This is a genomic window from Pseudomonas fluorescens (assembly GCF_902497895.1).
GTDB lineage: Bacteria > Pseudomonadota > Gammaproteobacteria > Pseudomonadales > Pseudomonadaceae > Aquipseudomonas > Aquipseudomonas fluorescens_BP.
In genome coordinates this window covers 14,324-33,150 of record NZ_CABVHQ010000016.1, presented here as the reverse complement: position 1 = coordinate 33,150, position 18,827 = coordinate 14,324, and the positions used below count along the sequence as shown (strand labels likewise).

Here is an 18,827-nt window from a genome sequence, read left to right as displayed (position 1 = left end):
TCGTTTGCACTACATCCTGAATTGCACAAAAAACGGATGCAAAGCCCGTCGGCGGGAGGGGGATAAGTGCGTTTTCATAAGTTTTTTTGTTGTCGCGGCAGTTTTTTCCGTCGCTGGGGTTCGGGGCGGCGCGGCCAGCATTTCGTCGTCAAGCCGCCGGGCCATGATTTTCTGTCGCTATACTGTATGCGTATACAGTTATCAGCAGCCAAAAAGAGGATGCGAGCTATGAACAACGAGAACGACGAACAGGCCAACCGCAAGGCGCAGGCTCTGGCGCAGTGGCAAGCGTTGCTGGACGACGAGGCCTCTCTGCTTGAGCAACCCGACGCGCACCATGCCGCGCTGCTCGAGCAGGCCAACGAGCTGCACCGGCTGCAGCTGATCGATCGCCATGATTTGAGCGACCTGTTGGAGCAGGCCGACGCGGCTTATGAATACGCAGTGGAAGCGCTGTCGCAGAACCCGTTGAACCACGGTTGATCGGAGCAACTTTATGCTTGTACTGGTCACCCCAATGCGCCGGTTCGGCGTCGCCCTGGACAAGCAGGAGCGGCGGCGTTTTCAGTCGATCAGGGGTGACGTCCTGGTGGCGGCGGAAGTAAGCACCGAACTCGGGCGCAGCTCCAATGTTGCGCGTGTGGCTCCGAGCATGCCTCTGGCACCAGAAGCCCTGCCCCGGCTGCTGGATGCAACGCTGGCGGGCATGGCTCCGACTGGTTTTGTGTTGAGTGGGATTGAATACATAGATGGTTGCGCTTACGCGCAGTCTTGGTGGTGCCGCTTGGAGTAGCTCTCTATAAGCCACGAAAAAGTGAGGGCATGCACACCTTAGGACTCCGGGTTATCATGCTTCCCTGCCAGTCGGAAGAGAACATAAAACAATCAAGGAATGCATTATGAATGAGAAGAACTCACAACCAGATTCAGAACTAGAGGAAATTGATTACATGGCAGAAGAAGCACCTGAGATTTTCTCGTTTGAGCAAGAGAAGAGGATTCAGGAAATATTCAAAGAAATGATTAGCGAAAAAAAACCGCAGCAATAGCGGTTTTTATTTAATTCGAGCCCCGAGTACAACTAACACTCTGGATTTTCGAAGACTGCCTACGCAATTATTCCCTTCCGAGCGACGTACGTCCGTAGGTTTTCAACCGTTGCTGAAATTTCTGCTTCTGACAGTGCCACATTGTGGAACTGTATTGCCGCAATATTCGTCTTACCCAGGAAGTTGTCATATGTTGTTCGGCCAATTCTAAACTTTGCCGATCCTCGCAGGCGGGAGAGTGGAGTGGTACCCGCTGATTTTGTACCGTTCGTTGCATCCCGAAGATCAAGTGTTGTCGGAGTCACTACATGCACATAGATGGCCCACTTCTCAGGATTTGCCACAGCGAGAGTTTTCATGATGTTAATTGGATTGCCTGATGCATCTATCCAACAAGCATTGCACTTGACGCCTGCGTCTTGCCACAGGGATAAACCGTTGGAAATTTTAGCCGGGTCAGCAACCGAGGGCGAAGAATAGTTCCCATAGACACATCCTCGCGTAGCTGCATCCGCACCAGTATCTGGAAAACGGGCAACCGAGATCACCGTCATCGAATCAGACTCAGATAGATTCGTCTGGACATATGCACTACCGCTAGTGAGCGCGTCCATATTCGTTACAATCGGGGCTCCAACCACACTTCCGGAAACTCCTCCAGGAGCATAGTTGTGGGCCAGCTTGGAAAGACTGGTATTCATAAAGCTCACACCAATCAGCCCGCGGCGAACGGGTGGGCTATATTCAACGGCAAAATCTTCAGCATTCACATCTGAAGCGACAATCTGAACAGCCATGGTATTTCCTCTACAAAATTAGAAGCCGTAACGGCGTGAGAACTCGAACATTACGCAAGCGTTGTGCAGCGCGAATGTGTTGTTTAGTGGGGAAGTAGCAGTATCATAAAGACCGTGTGTATCACGTAGATTACCTCGAGCCCCTTCGACTGGGCCAGAAGCAACAGGATCATCATTTCGGCCGCGCCCATAACTTAAGACCGAATCTGCTGCCGCTGGTCGAGTCAGACTAACCCTAACAGTATCCCAAGAAGTCACTGTTACGCTCTGAATAATATCAGCTAATACTGATGCTTCCCTCACATCAAAACCTTTATTTGCGGTGATTGCACAAAGCGCGTCATCCAAAACAAGTTCTCCGCAAGGAACGTGGAACTTGATATCGATGTATGCAGGTTTCCAATCAACTGCCATTGGCTCTAATGGTCGCCATTTACCTGCACGGCGAATCATTGTGTGGTACATCGCTCGACTGCGGTACTCCCCCATCAACCAACTGCCTTCGTTGGTCAGGTGTAGCTTGTCGGAGGCCACAGGAAAAATGTAGACCGGGGTTGCCATTACTACATCTGGTCGATGACGACTTGCACGCCATTGGGCCAGTGCGATGTCCATGTGATCCACTGAGTACTTTCTATGGCCACCCACTTGATAGGTGAACAGGTAGGGCCGAAACTTCTGCCCGGTAATCAACTGGACTTCTCGAGACAACTTATCGAACACCTCCAATTGCAATTGCATATATCGATTTGAGGAGTGAGTCCAGTTGCCAATGTAGTTGGTCTCGCCCTGGGCCCAGGTGAAGGCCCAAACCGAATGGCTTTTCCCTTGCGAACTACAAAGAGCATTACAGTCCTTTATGTTTTGGACCATGCGCTCAAAATCGCCTTCACCACCAGGAGACAAACTTTCGACCGATTTACCGCTCCGACCTGGTGCAGAGCCAAGGAAAACCCAGTCCGTGGCATGCTCTCCATCGGCCACAGCTCGGCGAACAACGCCGTTACACAGCCCTGCTACTGGGGATTCACCCTCAGAGCCCGAGGTCGATTCGACCAGGGGAACAAATCCGCTGGCATCGTAACCCGCCTCACCTGAACGGATTTTGACGCCACTGGCGATCATCAGATTGAAATAGGGTTGGGTGGTGGAAATAGCCGGTAGGGATTGAACCCCTCGTTCAAGGGATTGCCCGTAGCAAAGTACTTGCTTGACGTCGGTATTTTGCTGTTGATCAAGTTCTAGAGACTCAGCCAACTCTTCGTTCGCAGCAGCCGCCTTAGTCATGATAGAAGTGGCGTCGAACCTGGCAAGAATAAAACCATGTTGGTCTTGAATTTCTACGCCCGGGTTCAGACTTGGCCTCATTCGTAGACCCGAAATCATCGATTCATCTGCTCCGATGCGAGCCACGGTGAATCCCTGCTTGTCGTTGATCTCCATACCATCGCCGCGACCAAACGTACCCAGGCCTCGCGCATTGAAATCGCCGTTGCTCATCAGCTTGGCAATCACAAACCCCAGTTGGTCGACAAACGAGTGCGCAGCCCCATCACTATTCAACGCAACGACGTCGATAAGCTTCCGAATATCTGAAACAGCTTTAGTCGATGGGAAACGCTTGATCTCGATCTCGCCGCCAGCAACGTTTTGGTAAAGGATCAGGTATTCATTGGACTCTGCCGAGGGCACGCTGAAGTAATGGTTTAACGCCGTCGCTGCTAAGCCCGCAGCAATCGTCGGGAACACCCCTGCCGACATCTCTGCTACATCCCGTGCCGTTTCAGCGCGATTTGCCGAGGCCTCAGCTGCGGCCACCGACTCAGTCACATCGTTGAATTGCACCGGCAACCGATAGTCGCGCATCCCCAAAACAACGCGCAGATCGTACAGGCCGTTGGGCGCCGCAAGCTGAATCAGGCCATCACCGTCCGCTGTGAATGGGTTCGCCAGAACGATGCCATTGGCTTTGACTATGCCACTGGCAAGGGTCTCTGTTCCGCGTGCATAGAGGAAACAGGTAGCTCCTGGGAGCGCATTACCTTGTTCATCCTGTGCAACAAAATTCTTGAGTTCCAAATTACGCTCCGGTGATGGGCTTGAGCTGCCCAGTAAGCTGTAGGCCGGTACCGGCGTTGGTGGTGAAGTTCGCGGCGGTGGTAGGGACGGGGCCGGACCCGTGGATATGGCTGGCGATCTGGACGTTCATCTCGGTGACCAGGTCGATCAGGTCGCACAGCACCTGCAGCACGTTCACCGACTCGGAACCCAGCCAGGTCTGGGTGGCGATGCTGCGGCGGACGCCTTCGATTCGCTCGAGCAGCTCGCCACCCACTGTCAGGTTCAATTTCTGGCCTATGACCTGGTTGAGGTCTCGGCCGCTGGCCAGGTGCAGGTCATCCACTGCGGCCAAGCTTGCGGATCCGCCCGACAGCAGCTTGAGCGCGCCGAGCGCCTCGATCGTCTTGGTGCCACCGACCGACTCACTCGAATGGTCGTCCACCTCCACCGTGCTGCTCTGGTGACGTTCGGAGTTGGTCAGGCTCTCAACCTCCCGCTCGATCGACTGGTCGCGGATCCGGCCATCGGTCTTGCGCAACCAGTTACCGCCCGCCTCGACCCGCTGCTGGGTGGTCTCGCTGTGCTGCCACACCTGGTCCCCCTTGGGCACCTTGGGTAGACTCAAGCCATGCGGCAGGATCGTCTGGATGTAGGGCTTGTTCGGCAGGCCGTAGGCAAAGCACACAACAACCTGGGTGCCTTCCTCCGGGAAGGCGAAAAACCCCATCTCGTCGCCGCCCATGGGCATGGGCAGCGGCACGCCGGCCAGCACCGGCAACTCCGGATCTGGCTCGCCATCTGGGCCCAGCAGTTCGATATCCACCGCAAAGCGCGGCCGGAAGTCGTCGCAGATCCCGGCGCCGGCCGGGGCATCAGCCACACCCACGACGCGGGCAAAGCGCGGCAGGTGGTAGCCGCCGGTGAGTTCGGGAAATTGCCGCTCTACGCTGCGGCGGATTGCGTCTTCCATCGGATCGCCATTTGGTTGCCGGTGAGCGTCACGTTGGTGATCCGCTCGCCTTGGTTGATGGATGCACCTGGTCGCAGCCCGGGAAGGGCCGCGATCATTGCGCTCTGGTTGCCTTGGTAGTCGTTGAACAGTTCGGTCGGCAGCTGCAGCGGCGATCGGGTACCGAAAAAGCTGTCGGCCCAACTGCCGACGAACAGCTCGCCATCACCCTGCTGTTGCCACATGAAGTCGGCGATGCCAAACACCCGGGCCAAGCTGTCCATGGCCTGGTATCCAGCGGCCAGGTTGTAGAAGAACGGGGCTTTTACCTTGGCGTAGGCCTTGTCAGGTACTCGAAAGCTCAGCCCGGTTTTCTGGTTGATTTCACCCAGTACCGTGCTCAGATCCGCATGGCGCAGGTTGAGCGGCAAAGGGTTGGCCAGGATTGCGGCGAGCTCACGACATAACAGCACCTGCTCGATCGCGTTGGACGAAGTACAGCGCTCGACATAGCCAATGAAGTGGCGCTGCAGCGGGCTGTCGTTGTAACCAATATCTAGCGTCACCAAGCCCTTCACCGGCGCCGCTGCCTTAATCGTCAGCGTCGCCCGGCCGGGGGTTCGCATTTCGAGGCGAACGTCATCGCTGACCAGGGGGTACACCACACCGCCGATGGTCAGCACCTTGTGTAGTTTCATGCTCATGAGCCACCGCCCAGGTAGTTATCCAGCTTTTTCAGGGTGGCTTCGAAGCCGGTCAGCTCCTGACCTGCCGCGCCGGCTTCACCTGCACCTGCACCTGGTGCAGTCACAGGCTGCCCAGGGGCGCCTTGCTGCGTCACACCCTTGCCCGCTCGGCGCGTCTCGACCCGCTCGGGATTGGAGAGCTTTTCCGACAGGGTGAATTGAACGAGCCAGGCCCTGAGCGAATCGTCTTCCCGGGCGCTGACGCCATCGGAGAACTGCACCTGACGCACGCCGAACGCTGACGCGGTGTCGTTGACGACGCGGTAGGTCTTGAGTTGGCCACCGGTGCCGGTCGCTTCGGCCAGGCGCATAAGGTTGCGCAAATGCGTGTCATCGACGAACGGGATCTGCAAGGTGACCGCCAGTGTCTTGGGCTTGAACCCTTTGTGGGCCGAATCGGTGTTGCTGGTCTGTCCGGAAAGGTCATCGCTTTCGATGCGGAGGTTGGCCGTGACCTTTAGGTTCTTGCCGCGCACCTGTTCGCCATCGAGGAGTAAGGTCATAGGCCCACCAGTTCCCGAACAAAACCCAACCCGTTCAGGGAGCCGACCAGGAGCAATCCAGCGGACAGCCCCCATTCGTGACCGGGTGCTTCGCCCTGGAGCAGCTGGTGGCGCAACTCGGCGGCATTACCAGGACCAATCAGACGCGCGCGCATGGTGTCGTCGGCAGTACCACCAACGAATTGCGACTTGAGGACCGCCAGTTTCTGGGCCTGTCCCTGCGCCTGGCTGGCTTTGCGCGCAGCCATCCGACCCAGATCTGCCATAGGCGAACTGTCCGCGTAGCTCTCCAATGCCGACAGCTGACTGTTCAGGGCCTGAGTCGCGGCCTTGGTCACCGTGCAGCGCTCCAGGGGCAATGCCCCCCAGCGCGGCAGCGTGCCGGCGGTGGGCAATTCCCACTTTTCGGCGTCCAGCGCGAACAGGTTTTTCGCACGGCGCTCAGCCCGCTGCAGGTCCGGCATTGGCAGCACGGCGTTGAATCGGGACAAGGTCGCGGCGAACTTGTCGTAGCGGGTACCCAGGAACATCACCACCAGTGCGTATTGCGAGCCCGCTGGACGACGGTCATCGCCGGTATCCACCAGCTTCTCCCCCAGCTGCTGCAGCAAGTTGGGCGCGGACAGGTAACGCTGATAGCCGCGGCCCTGCCCCACACCACTTTGGAACGGCGTCACCACCAGGCACGCCGGCACTTCGCCCAGGGCGTCGGTAAGTGCTGCACGGCCAGCGGCTACAGCGGCTTGGGCGGCAGCACCGACCGGACCTGGTGAGGTAGTGGCCAGGCCAGCCAGACCTTCCAGGCGTTGCCCGGTGCTGGCCAGCTCGCTGCTGGCCAACGCCTTGGCGACATCGAGGTCGCCGAGCCACTGGGTGGACTGCTCCGGCCAGCGCATGGTGATGGGTGCCCAAGTCATACCGGCGCGGACTCCCATGCCACTGCGTTGAGCGCGTTCAAGTCCGACGCCAATCGCGCCGCTGCCAGGGCTTGCTTGAGGTCGTTGGCCTTACGCAGGCGCTGCAGCTTGAAGTCGCTGAATTCGTCGCCAATCTGTCGAAGCTGATCGCTGGAGTGATCCAGGAAGGCTTTCACCCCGGATTCGTCGTGGCAGGCGAAGACGCCGTCGAGGCCTCGCAGAATCATTCCGGTGAGGTTCAGCTGGTCCTCGAGCTGGGTTTCGTAAAAAAAGCGATCGCCCAACGCTACCGACCAAAATCCGCCAGTGATCTCCTGCAGACAGGCCATGTTTACCGCCGAAAGCTGGGCGCTGTAGCGCAGCTCGATCACGGCCGGGATGTCATCGACCCAGTGGCCATTGCCCCAGATCTGGCCTGGGCCTGGCACTTCCAACGTGTAACCAGTCGGCAGCGAGCCCGCACGCTCGATCACCAGCGCAGCGCGTGTCTCGATGTTGTAGGCCGTCAGCCCCTGATAGGAGTCAACCAGCTGCCAGCGGCGACCATTCCAAAACGCGGCCTTATTTTTCGGTACCGCCGGTGGCGCGATTTCCACACACCCGCCTGGGATCAACCACACACCCGGTTCCAGTGGCGAAGGATCAGCCACGGTTTCTCCGGTGAATATGCCCAGATGATCGGTTTGATAGACGATTTTGGTATCCATGGCGGGTCTCAGTACTTAATGCAGGCAAGGAAAGCGATGTTTTGCGGGCGCGTTTCGGCGCCGCCGGTGTAACCAACGGTGATGGCGTGGCTGTGATCAGGAGCGGCTGCGACGGTCACCCCTACTGCGACGGAGATGTTGTGGGCATGGGCGCCGGCAGCGTTGGTGGTGAAGCTCGATCCGTCAGTCGTGTTGCCGATCTCGCCGGCAAACCCGCTGTTCGGGGAGTTCGTGGTGCTACCGCTTACGGTGTGGGTGTGCTCGCCCTGATCATCAGAACTGGCGGTGGCGGTGGCGGTGGCCGTGTGGACATGGGCGCCGCCGTTGGCCGCACTGCCGCTGTGGTTGTGACTGCGGATTTCGTCCGCTTGCAGGCTGCCCAGGACCCGCCCGACATCGATGCCGCGACCGTCATCCAGAACACGAATGAACTTGCCGCGTGGGTCGGGCAGATTGAAGGTGCTCACGCCGTCGCCGGCGCCGTAGGTGGTGCCGATCTTGGCGAACAACGCCGAGTAAACCGTGCGCGAGACCGCTGCACCGTTGGCCCGGAACCATCCGGCCGGCGGCGTGGCCATCGCAAACGTGCCGATCCGGCCAACCTCTGAGTCCTCAATGACCTTGCGCAGCGCGTTGAGCGCCTTGGTGGTCGCCAGGACTAGGCTGCTGTCCGTACCCGGGTCGTCGCTTTTGGCGTTAGGCAGTTCGCCCAGACCAACGTCTTCCTTGGTGGTGGACCGGGCGCGTAGGCTCTCGTAGTCCCCAATTTTCAAAGCAAAATTCGTCTCCAGCTCCTCATCCACCGCTTCCCTGAGGTTCTGCACTGCCTTATGCAGTGCCTTAGTCGTTGCCAGAACCTCGCTGCTGTCGCTCGCTGGATCGTCGCTTTTCGCATTGGGCAGTTGGCCCAGGCCGACGTCTTCCTTGGTGGTGGCTCGAGCGCGCAGGTTCTCGTAGTCCCCATTGCGCAATGCAAATTGGTTCACCAGGGCGCCGGTGATCGCTTCGCTCACACGTAAATCGGTGATGTCCCCCGACGTGGCCACGCTGGCCAGCTCCACCACGTAATGGACGGTCCCGTTGCTGTCGGTGTAGTCAGCCTTCGCCGCGCCGAATACCACTTTCCAGGTGGCGACGGCATCACTGGAAGCTCGGTCCAATGCAACGTCGAGCCAGGCTTTGGCCGGCAACGCCGGCAATTGCACCTGGACAGGTTCAGCCAGCTCGATGCGGATCCCCTCAACGTAGGCAATGCCCGCTTTGACCTGGTAAAGCCCAAAGCTGCGTTCCATCTGCAGGCTGTCGGCCAGAAAGCAGACACGGCCGAACACGTCCCGATTGCTCATGCGTTCGCGCTGATCGATGCCGTTCAAGCGCACCGTGAAGTCGTGCTGCCAGGTGCTGGCATCGACCGTAATCCCGGTCAATGCCTGGGCGCCGGTGAACTCCACCAGGAAGTTGCGGGTGACGTTATTGCCGATCTGCAGGGGCGGAATGTTCTTGCGCTTTTGCTGCACCGGCACGGTTGCAACTGCCAGCAGCACACCGCCGGCGGCTTCCAAACCGATCCAGTTGAAATCCCAATCCCCCACGCCGGAGTTGATCATCAGGCTGTAGATCACCTGATTAGGATTCACGTAGCCCTTACGGTCGTATGCTTTGGAGTAGACGATCTGATTCGCCGGCGGCATTCCAGCTGCGCGGTCGATCGGGGTATTCGGATCGAGACCAGGTACGAGGGCCAGAATGAAGCGAGCAACCTCAAGCTTCTCCTGAGCGCCTTGCTTCTGGGCAATAAGACTCTCGCCGGCGAGGGTAATGCTAGCTCCCATGGGTGCTCCTAAATGGGTCGGTCAAAAGGGTGAGCAGTGCCAGCTCGTTGATCACGACTAGGCGGCTTGCGCTGTCGTCCAGCGTGGCAATCAGGGTCTGTTGGTCGTCGTTGAAGTCGGCCACACCGATGTTCAGTTTCACGGGGGTGATCGTGACGAAGTCATACCGCCGGCAGGTGCGGCCGTATTGCTGCATCAAGACGCGCAGCAACACCGGGTTTTCGCTGAGCTGCGTGTCGGACAGGTGCAGCAGGATCACGTCCCAATCGAGATCCGGCAGCCGCTCCTGGATCTCCACATAGCCCACGCCCAGGCGTTCAAAAATGCGGGCCATGCCGGCAGTGCTGCCGGCGTCCACAGCATTGATGAAGGCGTATTTCACCCGCAGGCGGTACAGCCTTTCGGGCTCGCCGTGGAAGCGCTGGATGTCGCGCTGCCAGGCCAGTAGATCGAGCACGTTCAGGTGGCAGGTCTCGGCATCCATCTGCAGCAACGGCCAGTGCAGCCAGTTTTCGACCTTGCCCCACCAGGCTTGCGCGGCCGCTTTGAGCTTGGCCAGCTCCGGCCCATCGAGCCAAAAAGGCAGACTGAGCTTAAGCATTCAGCCCCACCTCAACCCCGGACAGGCGCGGGATGGTCAGCTCGGAAATGATGTCCGCGTTGTTGAAGTGCAGCGAATCGATCCCCGGGAACTGCTGGTGCAGCTCCTCGCCCAAGCGGCTGAAGGAAAAACGAGACTGTGGGTATGTCAGCGTCGGCTGGTAGTCACTGTCCGTGCTCTCGCGGAACGCGGCACGGATGTACAGCTCGATATCGGCCTTCAACGCCGGATGGCGCTCAGCACCGACTTCGGCCTTGGGCCAGACCGTCAAGCTGATGGCATGAAACGTCGCGGGCATTTCCAGCACCAACAGGTCATCCCCGTGGCCATGGTTGCCCTGGTCACGGATGTAGCTGTTGATTTCAGCCAGGAAGGTGTCCGCCGGCGAATTGGCTTCGAACAAAATGAAGGCGTTGGCACTGCCGGGGCCCCGGGGCGCGTTGTGTTCGAAGTAGACGCCATCGGGCTGGACACCAGGGAATGCGGCGATCATGGCGCGATATACCGAGTCGGTGTGCCACTGGTTGACCGCTGAGAACTGGTTACGCACACGCAAACGCAGCTCGTCGTCGGGTTCGGTATCGGCGCCTGGCTGGGTCAACCAGCTGTCAGCGTTCACGACCTGGACCACCCCGGGCACGGGCTCCGGCAGAATGGAAAAATAACCAGGTGCCAGATTGAATCCGCTGCCCGCCTGCTTTGCCCGGGCCAACACCCTGATCTGGGATTCCCCATCGACAAAGCTGGCCGCCGCCACCGTCACCAGCTCGTAGACGTTGCCGTTGATCGCAATCGACTGCACGCGGGTACCGGCCGGTACTTCCAGCAGGCCGGCCAGTGCGCTCCTGGTGAACAGCAAATAGCCCTCGGCCTTGGTCGCAGGCTTGCGGGTGACGTCGACCGCCCAGGCCAGCATGTCCAGCCAGGCACCGGTGGCGGTCTTCACAAAGAAGTTCGGCAGGACAGTGCCGGCGACAAACTCGATCAGCCATAAAACCGGCTTGGTCACCAACGCGGTGATCACCCGCCAGAACGGTGACCAGGCGTTGGTGTTGCTGAGCTTGCTGCCCTGGGCGATTACTTCAAGTTCCCAGGCAGCGCGCAGCTTTGCCTCGGTGGTCGGAATGCCGGCGTCACTCAACGCCTGCTTGAAATCTACGTCACTCACAGCACTACCTCGACAGATCCGAATTCAACGGTTTTGGCCGTGACCAGGTACTTTCCCTTGCCCTCTTCGAAGATCCGGGCGGTGCCCGGTACCAGGCGCACGTCAGCCTCCACCAACAGTTCCAGTTGTTGGATGCAGTCGGCTTGACGGTAGCGATCGCGCTCGGCCACCAGCGTCACCAGCAGCCCGCTTTCGCGGATCATGTGACCGATGTCCTGGGCGATGCTGGCCCGATCCTCCACCAACAGAGGCTGGTTCGACGGGTCCAGGGTCAGGTCGTTATTGGTGATCATCAGATCGATATAGAGGCTCATCCGCCCACCGCCATGGACATCATGTTTTCCAGCTCCAGAGGACTCATTGGCTTGGCGGTATGGATGTTCACGTTTTCAACGTGCGTGCCCTTGTTCTGGCTACTGGTGTTCTGGATGCTGGTCAGCAACCCACCCGGGGGCACTGCCGAAGGCCGGGAAGGCGAAAGGCTGGGGATTGCCGAATTGATGGTCTGCTGGGCTTTCTGCGCTGCGCTGGCGGTGTCCGCCGCATTAATGGCGGCCTCGGTACCAGGGATCTGCGGCAGGTCACCGAAACGGGTTTCGATGTTCACGCCGGGGATCTTGTTCATCATTTCGATCAGGCCGTTGATGGCCGCATGAAAGATCCTGACGATGCCATCCCACGCGCTTTTAGCCATCGCGGACCAGCCGCCCATGGAGTTGAACCAGTCCGACAGCGCAGTGAGTTGGTCACTGACCCACCTGAACGCGTCACTGTTGAGCAGCGCAGAGGTCCATTCGTCCCAGTAATAGACGGCAGCCACCACCGCGGCGACCAAAGCCACAATCCCGATGATGATCCAGGTGATCGGGTTGGCCAGTAGCGCACCGTTCACCAGCCAGATGGCGGCTTGCCAGGTCAGCATTCCGCCCGTCACCAAGCCCATCCAGCTGCCCAGTAGGATCAGGCCGTTGGTGGCCTCATGAAAGATCCTGACGATGCCGTCCCACGCGTCTTTAGCCATAGTGGACCAGCCGCCCATGGAGCTAAACCAATCCGACAGCGCGGTGAGCTGGTCACTGACCCACTTGAACGCGTCACTATTGAGCAGCGCAGAGGTCCATTCGTCCCAGTAGTACACGGCGGCAATAACGGCCGCGACCAACGCGAGCACGCCCACCACAATTAGCACTACCGGATTGGCCAGCAATGCCGCGTTGACCAGCCAGATCGCGCCCTGCCACATCAGCATGGCGCCGCGAACGAGTGCCAGGCCAGCGCTCAGCAGCGTGATTACGGAGATATAGGCCAGCATGGCGAGTTTCTGCAACACGAAGACCGCAAGGGTGCGCAAGTTCACCAGTTGCACCACCTTCCAGACCGTCACCAACCCCAGCCAGGTCATTTTGCTTATGCCGATCACGAGGGTCAGTAACGACATAGCGGCGATGATCCCGAAGATGGTCAGCACCGTGATGCCGATCACGCGGGCGATGTTCGGAAACAACTGCGTCCAGCGGCTCAGCGTGCCCCCGATCGCCACCAGTTTGTCCATCAGCGGTGCCAGGATCGGGATCAGCACTTGGCCGAAGGTAATGCGCAGCGCTTCGACTGCAGCAGCGAACTGCTGCCACGGGTCGACCATGGCCTTGGCCATATTCTCCGCATTCTCCAGCCCCCGGACTTTGCCCAACTGATCCATCCCGTTGCGCAGGCGTTCGGTGTCCTTAGTCAGCGCGGTAATTACGCGGGCGCCCTCCCCGCCGAACGCTTCGATCAGCTTGGCGCCCGTAGATGCGCTGTTCAGATCGCCAAACTTGCCTTCCAACTTGCCGAGGATGTCCAGCATCGGCAGCAACTTGCCGTTCTGGTCAACGAACTTCAGGCCCAGCTTTTCCGACGCGCCGCCGATGTTCTCGAAAAACGCTTTGTAGATCCCGCCGGCGTCGCCGCCTTCCATGGTGCTGCTGAGAGAGCCGATCACGGCGAACTGTTCGGCCAGGTCGACACCTGCCATGTTCGCGATCGAGCCGACTTCCTTGAAGGCATCCTTCAACTGGGCGCCGTCAGTGCGGAACAGCTGCACCGCCAACGCGGTCTGGCCGCCGAGTTTTTCAACCCACTCGCCTTTGCCCATGGCATCAGCCTGGTCCTTGAACAGGTTGTACATGGTGCCCACGTAGGCGGTCATCGTGTCTGCGTCGGACTTGGTCGCCTTGGCCAGCAAGTTGCTGGTGTTGGTGAACGTGGCCAACTGGTCGCCGGTCAGTCCTTTGATTGCGCCATCAATGGCGTACGCGGACGCAACAAAATCCCGGGCGTTTTCACCGTAGGCTACGGAGAACTCCAGGGACTTGCGATTCAGCGCGTTCAACGCATCCTCGGCCACGCCCAGCGATTTGACCTCGCCCAGGGCGCGGTTCATCTCGAGGGCAGGCGCCAAAGATTCGGTAATGGCTACGCCGGCGCCGATCATGCCGCCCAGGCCCAGGCCCATCGTCTTGATGTTTTTCTCGCTCTGTTCGGCAAGGTCGGAAAAACCCATTTTCACCTTCCCCAGGGGCGCGGTGACCTTGTCGGTCAGACTCAAGATGAAGGCCAGGCGGGCAGCGCGGTCAGCCATGTGTGTTTATCCGTTCAGAGCATGTGCGATGCCGTTAGCCACGGCGATTTCCATGCGTTTCCAGTGTTCGTCCTCCAGCCACTTGGCCGTGCCCATCACCTCGGGTGTGGGCTCTGCACCAGGTAGCCAGCGACCGGCCAAGGCCATCAGTTGGCCTAGTCCGTCATCACTCAGGCGCTCAGCGTGCTCGAGTGCTTTTTTACGATGATTTCAACGTCCGGCGCGTAATCCTCGAGCAGCGCACCGGCGACCTGCATGGTCATCACCGGGTTTTCCAGCAGCTTGCGTAGATCGTCACGCTGAGCAGGCAACACGGTGTTGACCAGGAGGTTGTGCGACGGCGACACCTTGTTGTTCGCGGTCATGGCGTTGAAGTACTTGGTCACGTCCTGGGGGGCCAGGGTGAACGTGAATTCTTTGTCGCCGATTTCCAGGGTGATATCGCGTTTCTGGCTCATGTTCTTTTCCGTTGTGGTGGTTGGTTAAAAAGGTGCTGCAGGCGCTGTTCCAGCCGGTCTTCCAGCTTTTCCATGGCCTTATCAATGTGTTCGGCGCGCACGTAGCGCTCGGCGACCTCGATGCGGAACTCGAGGTGTTCGCGGCGTGCGGCGCTGACCTGCTTGAAGAGGTACACCTGGAAGCCGACCACGCCGGTCAGAACCAGCTCGGTCAGCATCAGCAGTACGCTCACGGACATCGCTGAAAGCTCCATTAGCGCCTCCAGTTGCCACGGCCGCCGATACGCACGGCCGCATACATCAGCCAGGCCAGAGGCTTGGGCATGCCCTCCTCGAGGAGGGCTTCATAAAAGACCTGGTCAGCCTCGGCCTTGGTAAAGGCCACGGTGCCGTGGGTGTAGATGTAGTCATGCACCACGGACGGTCGTCGGGCGAACTCATCGTCACGCGGGATCAGCCACCAGACCGGCCGGGGCACACTGGCCAAGTCGGTGCAGTAGCACTTCGGCACCGTCACCAACTTGTTGCTGGCCGTCAGGTAGAACAGCGGTCTGATCAACTGCCATTGCTTGGTGCCCTTCACGGCCTTGACGACCAGGGAGCTTCTAAAAGCCATTCAGTAGCTCCAGATCGCAGGGCTGGGGAATCGGCCGCCGACTGGCGCCATGCCCAGGTGCAGAAAGCGAGCGTTGCCCCGTTGACTGATCCCGAACCGGGTGAATTTCAGATTCAGGGCCAGGCGCAGAATCTCCACGGCCTCCTCGCCACGGCAGCGCACGTCAACGGCCAAGCCGGTGCAGTGCTCACCTGATGCGGGCTTGTTCACTTCCACCGGGTGCTTGGGGCAGCGATAGGCGCTGCTCAACGCCATCGGGCGGCCGAATCGCTGACGCAGGATCACCAGCTCGGCCATGAATCCCGGGTCCATCTCGGCGCCGGTGCTGTTGCACTTGCCACATTTGCAGCGCAGTTCAGCCGCCGCGAAGTTCGGCCAGGTAGTGCTAGTCATCGGCGTGGTCCTTGTTCGAAAAGGGATTCACAGGGCGTGCAGCGGATGATTCCACCTAGGGCTTGGCGCGCTACTGGGATCTCACCGTCACACTCCTTGCAGTGGGTTAGGCTCGGTCCGGTTGGTCGCGGGCGAGCGAGTTGAGCGGCGATGACGAATTCACGCTCGCGCTGCTCGAGCGCCTGAGCCCGATCGAACCAATCCACCATCAGCGCAGCCCCTCAATTTCGCTGGCGTCCAGGTACGGCACGCCGTTGATACGGACGAAGTCGGGGCTGGTGACGTCAAACGGCACCTTGTGCTTGGACGTTTCACCGCCCTTCTGATCGATCCCAAGCAGGCTGGAAACCTTCAATTTGCAGGCGAAGGCCTCAACACGCAGCTCCTCATCGCCGGCCTTGGCGAAGAACACGATGTCGAAAGGCTCGAGCTTGCGAAAGCTGCCGGCGGTGCGTGCGGCTTCGATCAGCAAGTTGAAGTTGCTGGTGTCGAACTCAAACTCGCCGCTGGCCGAGACGTCGCCATCGACGTGCCCGTTGGGTACGCCCTTGCTCTGTGCCACGGCGGTGTTGTCCGTGATGTCGAGGGTGCAGTTTTGGACGTGAACCAGCAGATCGCCCAGGTTCACGTCGAAGTTCTTGCCGCCAATACGTGACATAGGGGCTTACTCCGAATCGTCGTTGGAAAGGTCGAGGGCAATGTTGGCCGTCAGGTCTTTCGGGCAGTTGAGCGGCCGGATCTTGATGTAGAGCTCGACCTTGGTTTTGCTGAACCACTCCAGGACGATGTCGCCATCCTTGGGCGCCTCGATCTCACCAGGGAACACCTGGCCAGCGAACGAAACGGACTTGGCCATCTGACGCAGCGGCTTCATGAATGCACTGATCGCGGCAGCCATGCTGTTGGGGGTGTTGTTGAGCCGGCGATCGCCAACACGACGAATCAGCAGCGGCCGCACCTGGCGGGCTGCTTTGTCAGCCAGGCGCAAGTACTCCACCATCTGGAAGTCGCTGGCTGGGGCATCGAGCATGTTGCCGTCACCCCAGTACACGCCCGGGTAATCCGGATAGGTCTGTGAAACCGAGAATCGCGCCATATCCAGCTCGGCACGGATCGCGGACGGCAGCGGCACACCGTCAATGTCGACGGGAATGGGGCCCAGGCCTAACAAGGCGCCAGAAGCCACGCGCATGGGGCTGTCGGCAATGCTCACAGCGGCGTTCGCCAGACGGCCGGCCAATACGCCCTGGTCATTACCGTGCAACTGAGGCACGACCAGAACGCGAGGCGCTGCTAGGCCGGTGGTGATAGCCCGCTGCTCGAGCAGGTATTGATTCCAGGCCTGCAGCACGGTGATGCCGGCACTCGCCGCCATCACGAAAGCCCGGCGGCCGTAGACGTTGTTCAGCTCGATGGCTGCGTCATGCATGGCCGACAGCTGTTGGCCAGTCGTCACCGGTTTGGTGATGACCACCGCCTCGACCGAAAAGCCTTGCTGCTGGGCCATTTCGAGCGCTTCGGACCAATCGCCATCTGCAGCGATCGGAGCGGCAAGGCAGGACCAGCGATCGCCGCCGTTCAGACGCGCTGCAGTGACTTGGGTTTTCAGGTCACTGGCGGGAATACCCAGTGCGCTGTCGAGGTCGCTGTCGGTGTTCAAAGGGATCAGCTGGCCGATGCTCTTTGCGCCGGGGCCGATGAAAAGGAAATAGCGTTCGATCTCAGTCACGGCACCCTGGCCCAGATTGAGATTGTTTACGCTGACTTTGCCGAGTGCCATGCAGTGCCTCGCTAGCGGGGAGAATTAAGGATTTGTTGGAGCACCTGGTTCAGCAGCAAGCCGGTGTCGCGCTCGGTGCTGACGCCGATGAACTGGCGCTTGGGCAGGGTGATTTCCCAGCTCTGGGCGCCGGTGCTCTCGGCTTTTTCATCGCTCAGGATGCGGATCAGCAGACCGGCCTTGGCGTAGTTCACATGCTCTTGAATCCACGCCACTGATGGGCGCGTGAGACTCTTTTTGCCTTGTTGACGGACCTTGAAGCCGAGACGACGCAGACGTTTGGCCTGCTTCTCAGTCGCGGCCAGGACCACAGGAACGGTGTTCCACTTGCGCATCTGGGCGGCAGTGCGACGTTCGGAGACACCGTTGTGTTGTTGCGAAGCGACCCAGCTGGTCAGGGCGTTACGCCAGCCCAGCTCGGCTTCGTCAGCGCTCACGCGGGTGACGATCATCAGCTTGGCCAGACCGGCTTCCATCTTCTTCTTGCCCTTGGCCGGCCCCTTGCGCGCCTCGAAAGGCGAGCCGTCCAGGTTCTGCTGATCACGGGCCCGCTTGCGACTCATTGTCCGCACGCGCTTGGTGACGTTGTTGAGCAGCCGCCGGCGCAGTTGCGGCGGAAGGCTGAGCAACGCCAGCTGCTCACGTATGCCCAGGTAACCGCGGGCATCGAGCTCGAAGGTGCTACGCCCCATGGCTGCCCACCTCGCCGTGCTCGGCAATCCAAAGATCGAACGGCACAAACGCCCAGGTCTTGCCGAAGGCCACGATCTCGCCGGTGGGATCCTCAGCCAGGTACTGCGGCTCGTTGAACTCCAGGGTGATGTCCACGTCGGCCAGGTCGTTGTCGAGCATCGTGATATCGAACTTGGGCATTGGCAGCTCGTCGCGGTCGCGGCCCTGGTCATTGCCCTCGAGCCAACTGCCAACCAACGCCATCAGGCGCCCGGGGTGATCGGCGAAACGCTCGAGCGCGATCGTTGCGCTGTAACGCATGTCACCCATGCGCATGCCGTCGACGTCAGGTTTCCAGATCAGCTCCAGGTTCACCTGGTCGGTCCAGCTGTCGAGCTGTTCCGGCAGCACCAGGCGGCGCGTGAGCAGGTAGGTAGTCAAGGCGCGGAGTTTGATCACAGCAGCACCGCCGTGATGCGGCCACGGCCCTGCAGCGACCGGACGGCCTGCTGACTGAACTCAAGGAAGGTTTCGCCACGCTCTGGCAGTTCCTTGCCGATGTTTTCCGCACTTTCGCGGCGGGTCACCGTGGCGAACTGGGTCAACAGGAAGGCTTTGGCGCGGCAGTACACGGCGCGCTTGTACGTCGCTGCTTGAAATGTGCGCTCCGGCAGCACCATAGGGTCAGCAGATTCAACGCTGGAGACACCTGCGGCCTGCCATTTGGCTTTGAGTTTGGCCAGATCCCTGTTGACCTCGATCATCGCCGTGGTCAAACCATCGGCCAGCGTCTCGACCAGGTATTCCCCTGGAAGGCGATACGCCTCCTGGAACTGAGCCAGCGAAAAGTCCGGCCAAAAGCCGTCGTTCTCTATCTGCCGTTCCACAAACTTGGTGGGGTTACCTGAAAAGCTCATCGCTGGCCGCTCGAATAGGGCGGGAAACTGTTTGCAGTGAG

Annotated in this window: 26 protein-coding genes; 3 read left to right on the top strand and 23 right to left on the bottom strand. The window is 59.7% G+C overall.

Annotated elements, in window-relative coordinates; all coding sequences use genetic code 11:
- Nucleotides 1-228: 228 nt before the first annotated feature.
- The 3 genes from F8N21_RS10515 to F8N21_RS30435 all read left to right on the top strand — a co-directional run bounded on the left by F8N21_RS10515 (nucleotide 229) and on the right by F8N21_RS30435 (nucleotide 1,049).
- Nucleotides 229-483 carry a hypothetical protein gene (locus tag F8N21_RS10515; protein ID WP_150642061.1) on the top strand — a complete coding sequence of 85 codons (255 nt, stop codon included), beginning with the start codon at nucleotides 229-231 and terminating at the stop codon, nucleotides 481-483.
- 13 nt (nucleotides 484-496) lie between these two features.
- A complete protein-coding gene (locus F8N21_RS10510; protein ID WP_150642060.1) occupies nucleotides 497-793 on the top strand; it encodes a hypothetical protein in 297 nt (98 codons plus the stop codon).
- A gap of 106 nt (nucleotides 794-899) precedes the next feature.
- Nucleotides 900-1,049, top strand: a complete 150-nt coding sequence (locus F8N21_RS30435) for a hypothetical protein (protein ID WP_191624284.1) — start codon at nucleotides 900-902, stop codon at nucleotides 1,047-1,049.
- A gap of 59 nt (nucleotides 1,050-1,108) precedes the next feature.
- On the opposite strand, the gene F8N21_RS10505 is transcribed toward F8N21_RS30435, so the two are convergent.
- Genes F8N21_RS10505 through F8N21_RS10400 form a run of 23 tightly spaced genes read right to left on the bottom strand, consistent with a single transcriptional unit; the run spans nucleotide 1,109 to nucleotide 18,786 of the window.
- The gene (locus F8N21_RS10505; RefSeq protein WP_150642059.1) at nucleotides 1,109-1,846 is read right to left on the bottom strand and encodes a hypothetical protein; all 738 of its coding nucleotides are present in this window, start codon (nucleotides 1,844-1,846) and stop codon (nucleotides 1,109-1,111) included.
- Between the two features lie 18 nt (nucleotides 1,847-1,864).
- Nucleotides 1,865-3,925: a hypothetical protein gene (locus tag F8N21_RS10500; RefSeq protein ID WP_150642058.1), complete on the bottom strand. Its 2,061-nt coding sequence runs from the start codon at nucleotides 3,923-3,925 to the stop codon at nucleotides 1,865-1,867.
- 1 nt (nucleotide 3,926) lies between these two features.
- Nucleotides 3,927-4,877: a phage baseplate assembly protein V gene (locus F8N21_RS10495; RefSeq protein ID WP_150642057.1), complete on the bottom strand. Its 951-nt coding sequence runs from the start codon at nucleotides 4,875-4,877 to the stop codon at nucleotides 3,927-3,929.
- Nucleotides 4,850-5,560, bottom strand: coding sequence for a hypothetical protein (locus F8N21_RS10490; protein ID WP_150642056.1), 711 nt, complete (start codon nucleotides 5,558-5,560; stop codon nucleotides 4,850-4,852). The genes F8N21_RS10495 and F8N21_RS10490 overlap by 28 nt, the downstream gene beginning before the upstream one ends.
- The gene (locus F8N21_RS10485; protein ID WP_150642055.1) at nucleotides 5,557-6,105 is read right to left on the bottom strand and encodes a DNA-binding protein; all 549 of its coding nucleotides are present in this window, start codon (nucleotides 6,103-6,105) and stop codon (nucleotides 5,557-5,559) included. The genes F8N21_RS10490 and F8N21_RS10485 overlap by 4 nt, the downstream gene beginning before the upstream one ends.
- Nucleotides 6,102-7,022: a hypothetical protein gene (locus tag F8N21_RS10480; protein WP_150642054.1), complete on the bottom strand. Its 921-nt coding sequence runs from the start codon at nucleotides 7,020-7,022 to the stop codon at nucleotides 6,102-6,104. Before F8N21_RS10480 ends, F8N21_RS10485 begins: the two co-directional genes overlap by 4 nt.
- Nucleotides 7,019-7,729, bottom strand: coding sequence for a phage tail protein (locus F8N21_RS10475; protein ID WP_150642053.1), 711 nt, complete (start codon nucleotides 7,727-7,729; stop codon nucleotides 7,019-7,021). The genes F8N21_RS10480 and F8N21_RS10475 overlap by 4 nt, the downstream gene beginning before the upstream one ends.
- Before the next feature lie 8 nt (nucleotides 7,730-7,737).
- Nucleotides 7,738-9,561, bottom strand: coding sequence for a phage tail protein (locus tag F8N21_RS10470; RefSeq protein WP_150642052.1), 1,824 nt, complete (start codon nucleotides 9,559-9,561; stop codon nucleotides 7,738-7,740).
- Nucleotides 9,551-10,162, bottom strand: coding sequence for a phage tail protein (locus F8N21_RS10465; protein WP_150642051.1), 612 nt, complete (start codon nucleotides 10,160-10,162; stop codon nucleotides 9,551-9,553). Before F8N21_RS10465 ends, F8N21_RS10470 begins: the two co-directional genes overlap by 11 nt.
- Nucleotides 10,155-11,330, bottom strand: coding sequence for a baseplate J/gp47 family protein (locus tag F8N21_RS10460; protein ID WP_150642050.1), 1,176 nt, complete (start codon nucleotides 11,328-11,330; stop codon nucleotides 10,155-10,157). The genes F8N21_RS10465 and F8N21_RS10460 overlap by 8 nt, the downstream gene beginning before the upstream one ends.
- The gene (locus F8N21_RS10455) at nucleotides 11,327-11,644 is read right to left on the bottom strand and encodes a DUF2590 family protein (RefSeq protein ID WP_150642049.1); all 318 of its coding nucleotides are present in this window, start codon (nucleotides 11,642-11,644) and stop codon (nucleotides 11,327-11,329) included. Before F8N21_RS10455 ends, F8N21_RS10460 begins: the two co-directional genes overlap by 4 nt.
- Nucleotides 11,641-13,950: a phage tail tape measure protein gene (locus tag F8N21_RS10450; RefSeq protein ID WP_224788201.1), complete on the bottom strand. Its 2,310-nt coding sequence runs from the start codon at nucleotides 13,948-13,950 to the stop codon at nucleotides 11,641-11,643. The genes F8N21_RS10455 and F8N21_RS10450 overlap by 4 nt, the downstream gene beginning before the upstream one ends.
- A gap of 6 nt (nucleotides 13,951-13,956) precedes the next feature.
- Nucleotides 13,957-14,097, bottom strand: coding sequence for a DUF6890 family protein (locus F8N21_RS31455; protein ID WP_412071631.1), 141 nt, complete (start codon nucleotides 14,095-14,097; stop codon nucleotides 13,957-13,959).
- Between the two features lie 23 nt (nucleotides 14,098-14,120).
- A complete protein-coding gene (locus tag F8N21_RS10445) occupies nucleotides 14,121-14,408 on the bottom strand; it encodes a putative phage tail assembly chaperone (protein WP_150642048.1) in 288 nt (95 codons plus the stop codon).
- The gene (locus F8N21_RS10440; protein WP_150642047.1) at nucleotides 14,405-14,662 is read right to left on the bottom strand and encodes a hypothetical protein; all 258 of its coding nucleotides are present in this window, start codon (nucleotides 14,660-14,662) and stop codon (nucleotides 14,405-14,407) included. The genes F8N21_RS10445 and F8N21_RS10440 overlap by 4 nt, the downstream gene beginning before the upstream one ends.
- Entirely contained in the window at nucleotides 14,662-15,024 is a 363-nt protein-coding gene (locus tag F8N21_RS10435) for a DUF1353 domain-containing protein (RefSeq protein WP_150642046.1), read from the bottom strand. Before F8N21_RS10435 ends, F8N21_RS10440 begins: the two co-directional genes overlap by 1 nt.
- Nucleotides 15,025-15,417 carry a D-Ala-D-Ala carboxypeptidase family metallohydrolase gene (locus F8N21_RS10430; RefSeq protein ID WP_150642045.1) on the bottom strand — a complete coding sequence of 131 codons (393 nt, stop codon included), beginning with the start codon at nucleotides 15,415-15,417 and terminating at the stop codon, nucleotides 15,025-15,027.
- Nucleotides 15,414-15,626: a TraR/DksA family transcriptional regulator gene (locus F8N21_RS30835; RefSeq protein WP_150642044.1), complete on the bottom strand. Its 213-nt coding sequence runs from the start codon at nucleotides 15,624-15,626 to the stop codon at nucleotides 15,414-15,416. The genes F8N21_RS10430 and F8N21_RS30835 overlap by 4 nt, the downstream gene beginning before the upstream one ends.
- Nucleotides 15,626-16,075 (bottom strand): phage protein, encoded by a 450-nt coding sequence (locus F8N21_RS10420; RefSeq protein WP_150642043.1) that lies wholly within the window; start codon nucleotides 16,073-16,075, stop codon nucleotides 15,626-15,628. Before F8N21_RS10420 ends, F8N21_RS30835 begins: the two co-directional genes overlap by 1 nt.
- 6 nt (nucleotides 16,076-16,081) lie before the next feature.
- Complete coding sequence (locus tag F8N21_RS10415; RefSeq protein ID WP_150642042.1) at nucleotides 16,082-17,197, bottom strand: DUF2586 domain-containing protein; 1,116 nt, start codon at nucleotides 17,195-17,197, stop codon at nucleotides 16,082-16,084.
- A gap of 11 nt (nucleotides 17,198-17,208) precedes the next feature.
- Nucleotides 17,209-17,889: a virion morphogenesis protein gene (locus F8N21_RS10410; protein WP_150642041.1), complete on the bottom strand. Its 681-nt coding sequence runs from the start codon at nucleotides 17,887-17,889 to the stop codon at nucleotides 17,209-17,211.
- Entirely contained in the window at nucleotides 17,879-18,328 is a 450-nt protein-coding gene (locus F8N21_RS10405; RefSeq protein ID WP_150642040.1) for a phage tail protein, read from the bottom strand. The genes F8N21_RS10410 and F8N21_RS10405 overlap by 11 nt, the downstream gene beginning before the upstream one ends.
- Entirely contained in the window at nucleotides 18,325-18,786 is a 462-nt protein-coding gene (locus F8N21_RS10400) for a head completion/stabilization protein (RefSeq protein ID WP_150642039.1), read from the bottom strand. Before F8N21_RS10400 ends, F8N21_RS10405 begins: the two co-directional genes overlap by 4 nt.
- Between the last annotated feature and the right edge of the window lie 41 nt (nucleotides 18,787-18,827).

What these genes read in the sequence shown, in the direction of transcription:
- F8N21_RS10515 (WP_150642061.1), top strand. Translation starts at nt 229, where the DNA reads ATGAACAACGAGAACGACGAACAGGCCAACCGCAAGGCGCAGGCTCTG.
- F8N21_RS10510 (WP_150642060.1), top strand. Translation starts at nt 497, where the DNA reads ATGCTTGTACTGGTCACCCCAATGCGCCGGTTCGGCGTCGCCCTGGAC.
- F8N21_RS30435 (WP_191624284.1), top strand. Translation starts at nt 900, where the DNA reads ATGAATGAGAAGAACTCACAACCAGATTCAGAACTAGAGGAAATTGAT.
- F8N21_RS10505 (WP_150642059.1), bottom strand. Translation starts at nt 1,846, where the DNA reads ATGGCTGTTCAGATTGTCGCTTCAGATGTGAATGCTGAAGATTTTGCC.
- F8N21_RS10495 (WP_150642057.1), bottom strand. Translation starts at nt 4,877, where the DNA reads ATGGAAGACGCAATCCGCCGCAGCGTAGAGCGGCAATTTCCCGAACTC.
- F8N21_RS10490 (WP_150642056.1), bottom strand. Translation starts at nt 5,560, where the DNA reads ATGAGCATGAAACTACACAAGGTGCTGACCATCGGCGGTGTGGTGTAC.
- F8N21_RS10485 (WP_150642055.1), bottom strand. Translation starts at nt 6,105, where the DNA reads ATGACCTTACTCCTCGATGGCGAACAGGTGCGCGGCAAGAACCTAAAG.
- F8N21_RS10480 (WP_150642054.1), bottom strand. Translation starts at nt 7,022, where the DNA reads ATGACTTGGGCACCCATCACCATGCGCTGGCCGGAGCAGTCCACCCAG.
- F8N21_RS10475 (WP_150642053.1), bottom strand. Translation starts at nt 7,729, where the DNA reads ATGGATACCAAAATCGTCTATCAAACCGATCATCTGGGCATATTCACC.
- F8N21_RS10470 (WP_150642052.1), bottom strand. Translation starts at nt 9,561, where the DNA reads ATGGGAGCTAGCATTACCCTCGCCGGCGAGAGTCTTATTGCCCAGAAG.
- F8N21_RS10465 (WP_150642051.1), bottom strand. Translation starts at nt 10,162, where the DNA reads ATGCTTAAGCTCAGTCTGCCTTTTTGGCTCGATGGGCCGGAGCTGGCC.
- F8N21_RS10455 (WP_150642049.1), bottom strand. Translation starts at nt 11,644, where the DNA reads ATGAGCCTCTATATCGATCTGATGATCACCAATAACGACCTGACCCTG.
- F8N21_RS10450 (WP_224788201.1), bottom strand. Translation starts at nt 13,950, where the DNA reads ATGGCTGACCGCGCTGCCCGCCTGGCCTTCATCTTGAGTCTGACCGAC.
- F8N21_RS31455 (WP_412071631.1), bottom strand. Translation starts at nt 14,097, where the DNA reads ATGGCCTTGGCCGGTCGCTGGCTACCTGGTGCAGAGCCCACACCCGAG.
- F8N21_RS10445 (WP_150642048.1), bottom strand. Translation starts at nt 14,408, where the DNA reads ATGAGCCAGAAACGCGATATCACCCTGGAAATCGGCGACAAAGAATTC.
- F8N21_RS10440 (WP_150642047.1), bottom strand. Translation starts at nt 14,662, where the DNA reads ATGGAGCTTTCAGCGATGTCCGTGAGCGTACTGCTGATGCTGACCGAG.
- F8N21_RS10435 (WP_150642046.1), bottom strand. Translation starts at nt 15,024, where the DNA reads ATGGCTTTTAGAAGCTCCCTGGTCGTCAAGGCCGTGAAGGGCACCAAG.
- F8N21_RS10430 (WP_150642045.1), bottom strand. Translation starts at nt 15,417, where the DNA reads ATGACTAGCACTACCTGGCCGAACTTCGCGGCGGCTGAACTGCGCTGC.
- F8N21_RS30835 (WP_150642044.1), bottom strand. Translation starts at nt 15,626, where the DNA reads ATGGTGGATTGGTTCGATCGGGCTCAGGCGCTCGAGCAGCGCGAGCGT.
- F8N21_RS10420 (WP_150642043.1), bottom strand. Translation starts at nt 16,075, where the DNA reads ATGTCACGTATTGGCGGCAAGAACTTCGACGTGAACCTGGGCGATCTG.
- F8N21_RS10415 (WP_150642042.1), bottom strand. Translation starts at nt 17,197, where the DNA reads ATGGCACTCGGCAAAGTCAGCGTAAACAATCTCAATCTGGGCCAGGGT.
- F8N21_RS10410 (WP_150642041.1), bottom strand. Translation starts at nt 17,889, where the DNA reads ATGGGGCGTAGCACCTTCGAGCTCGATGCCCGCGGTTACCTGGGCATA.
- F8N21_RS10400 (WP_150642039.1), bottom strand. Translation starts at nt 18,786, where the DNA reads ATGAGCTTTTCAGGTAACCCCACCAAGTTTGTGGAACGGCAGATAGAG.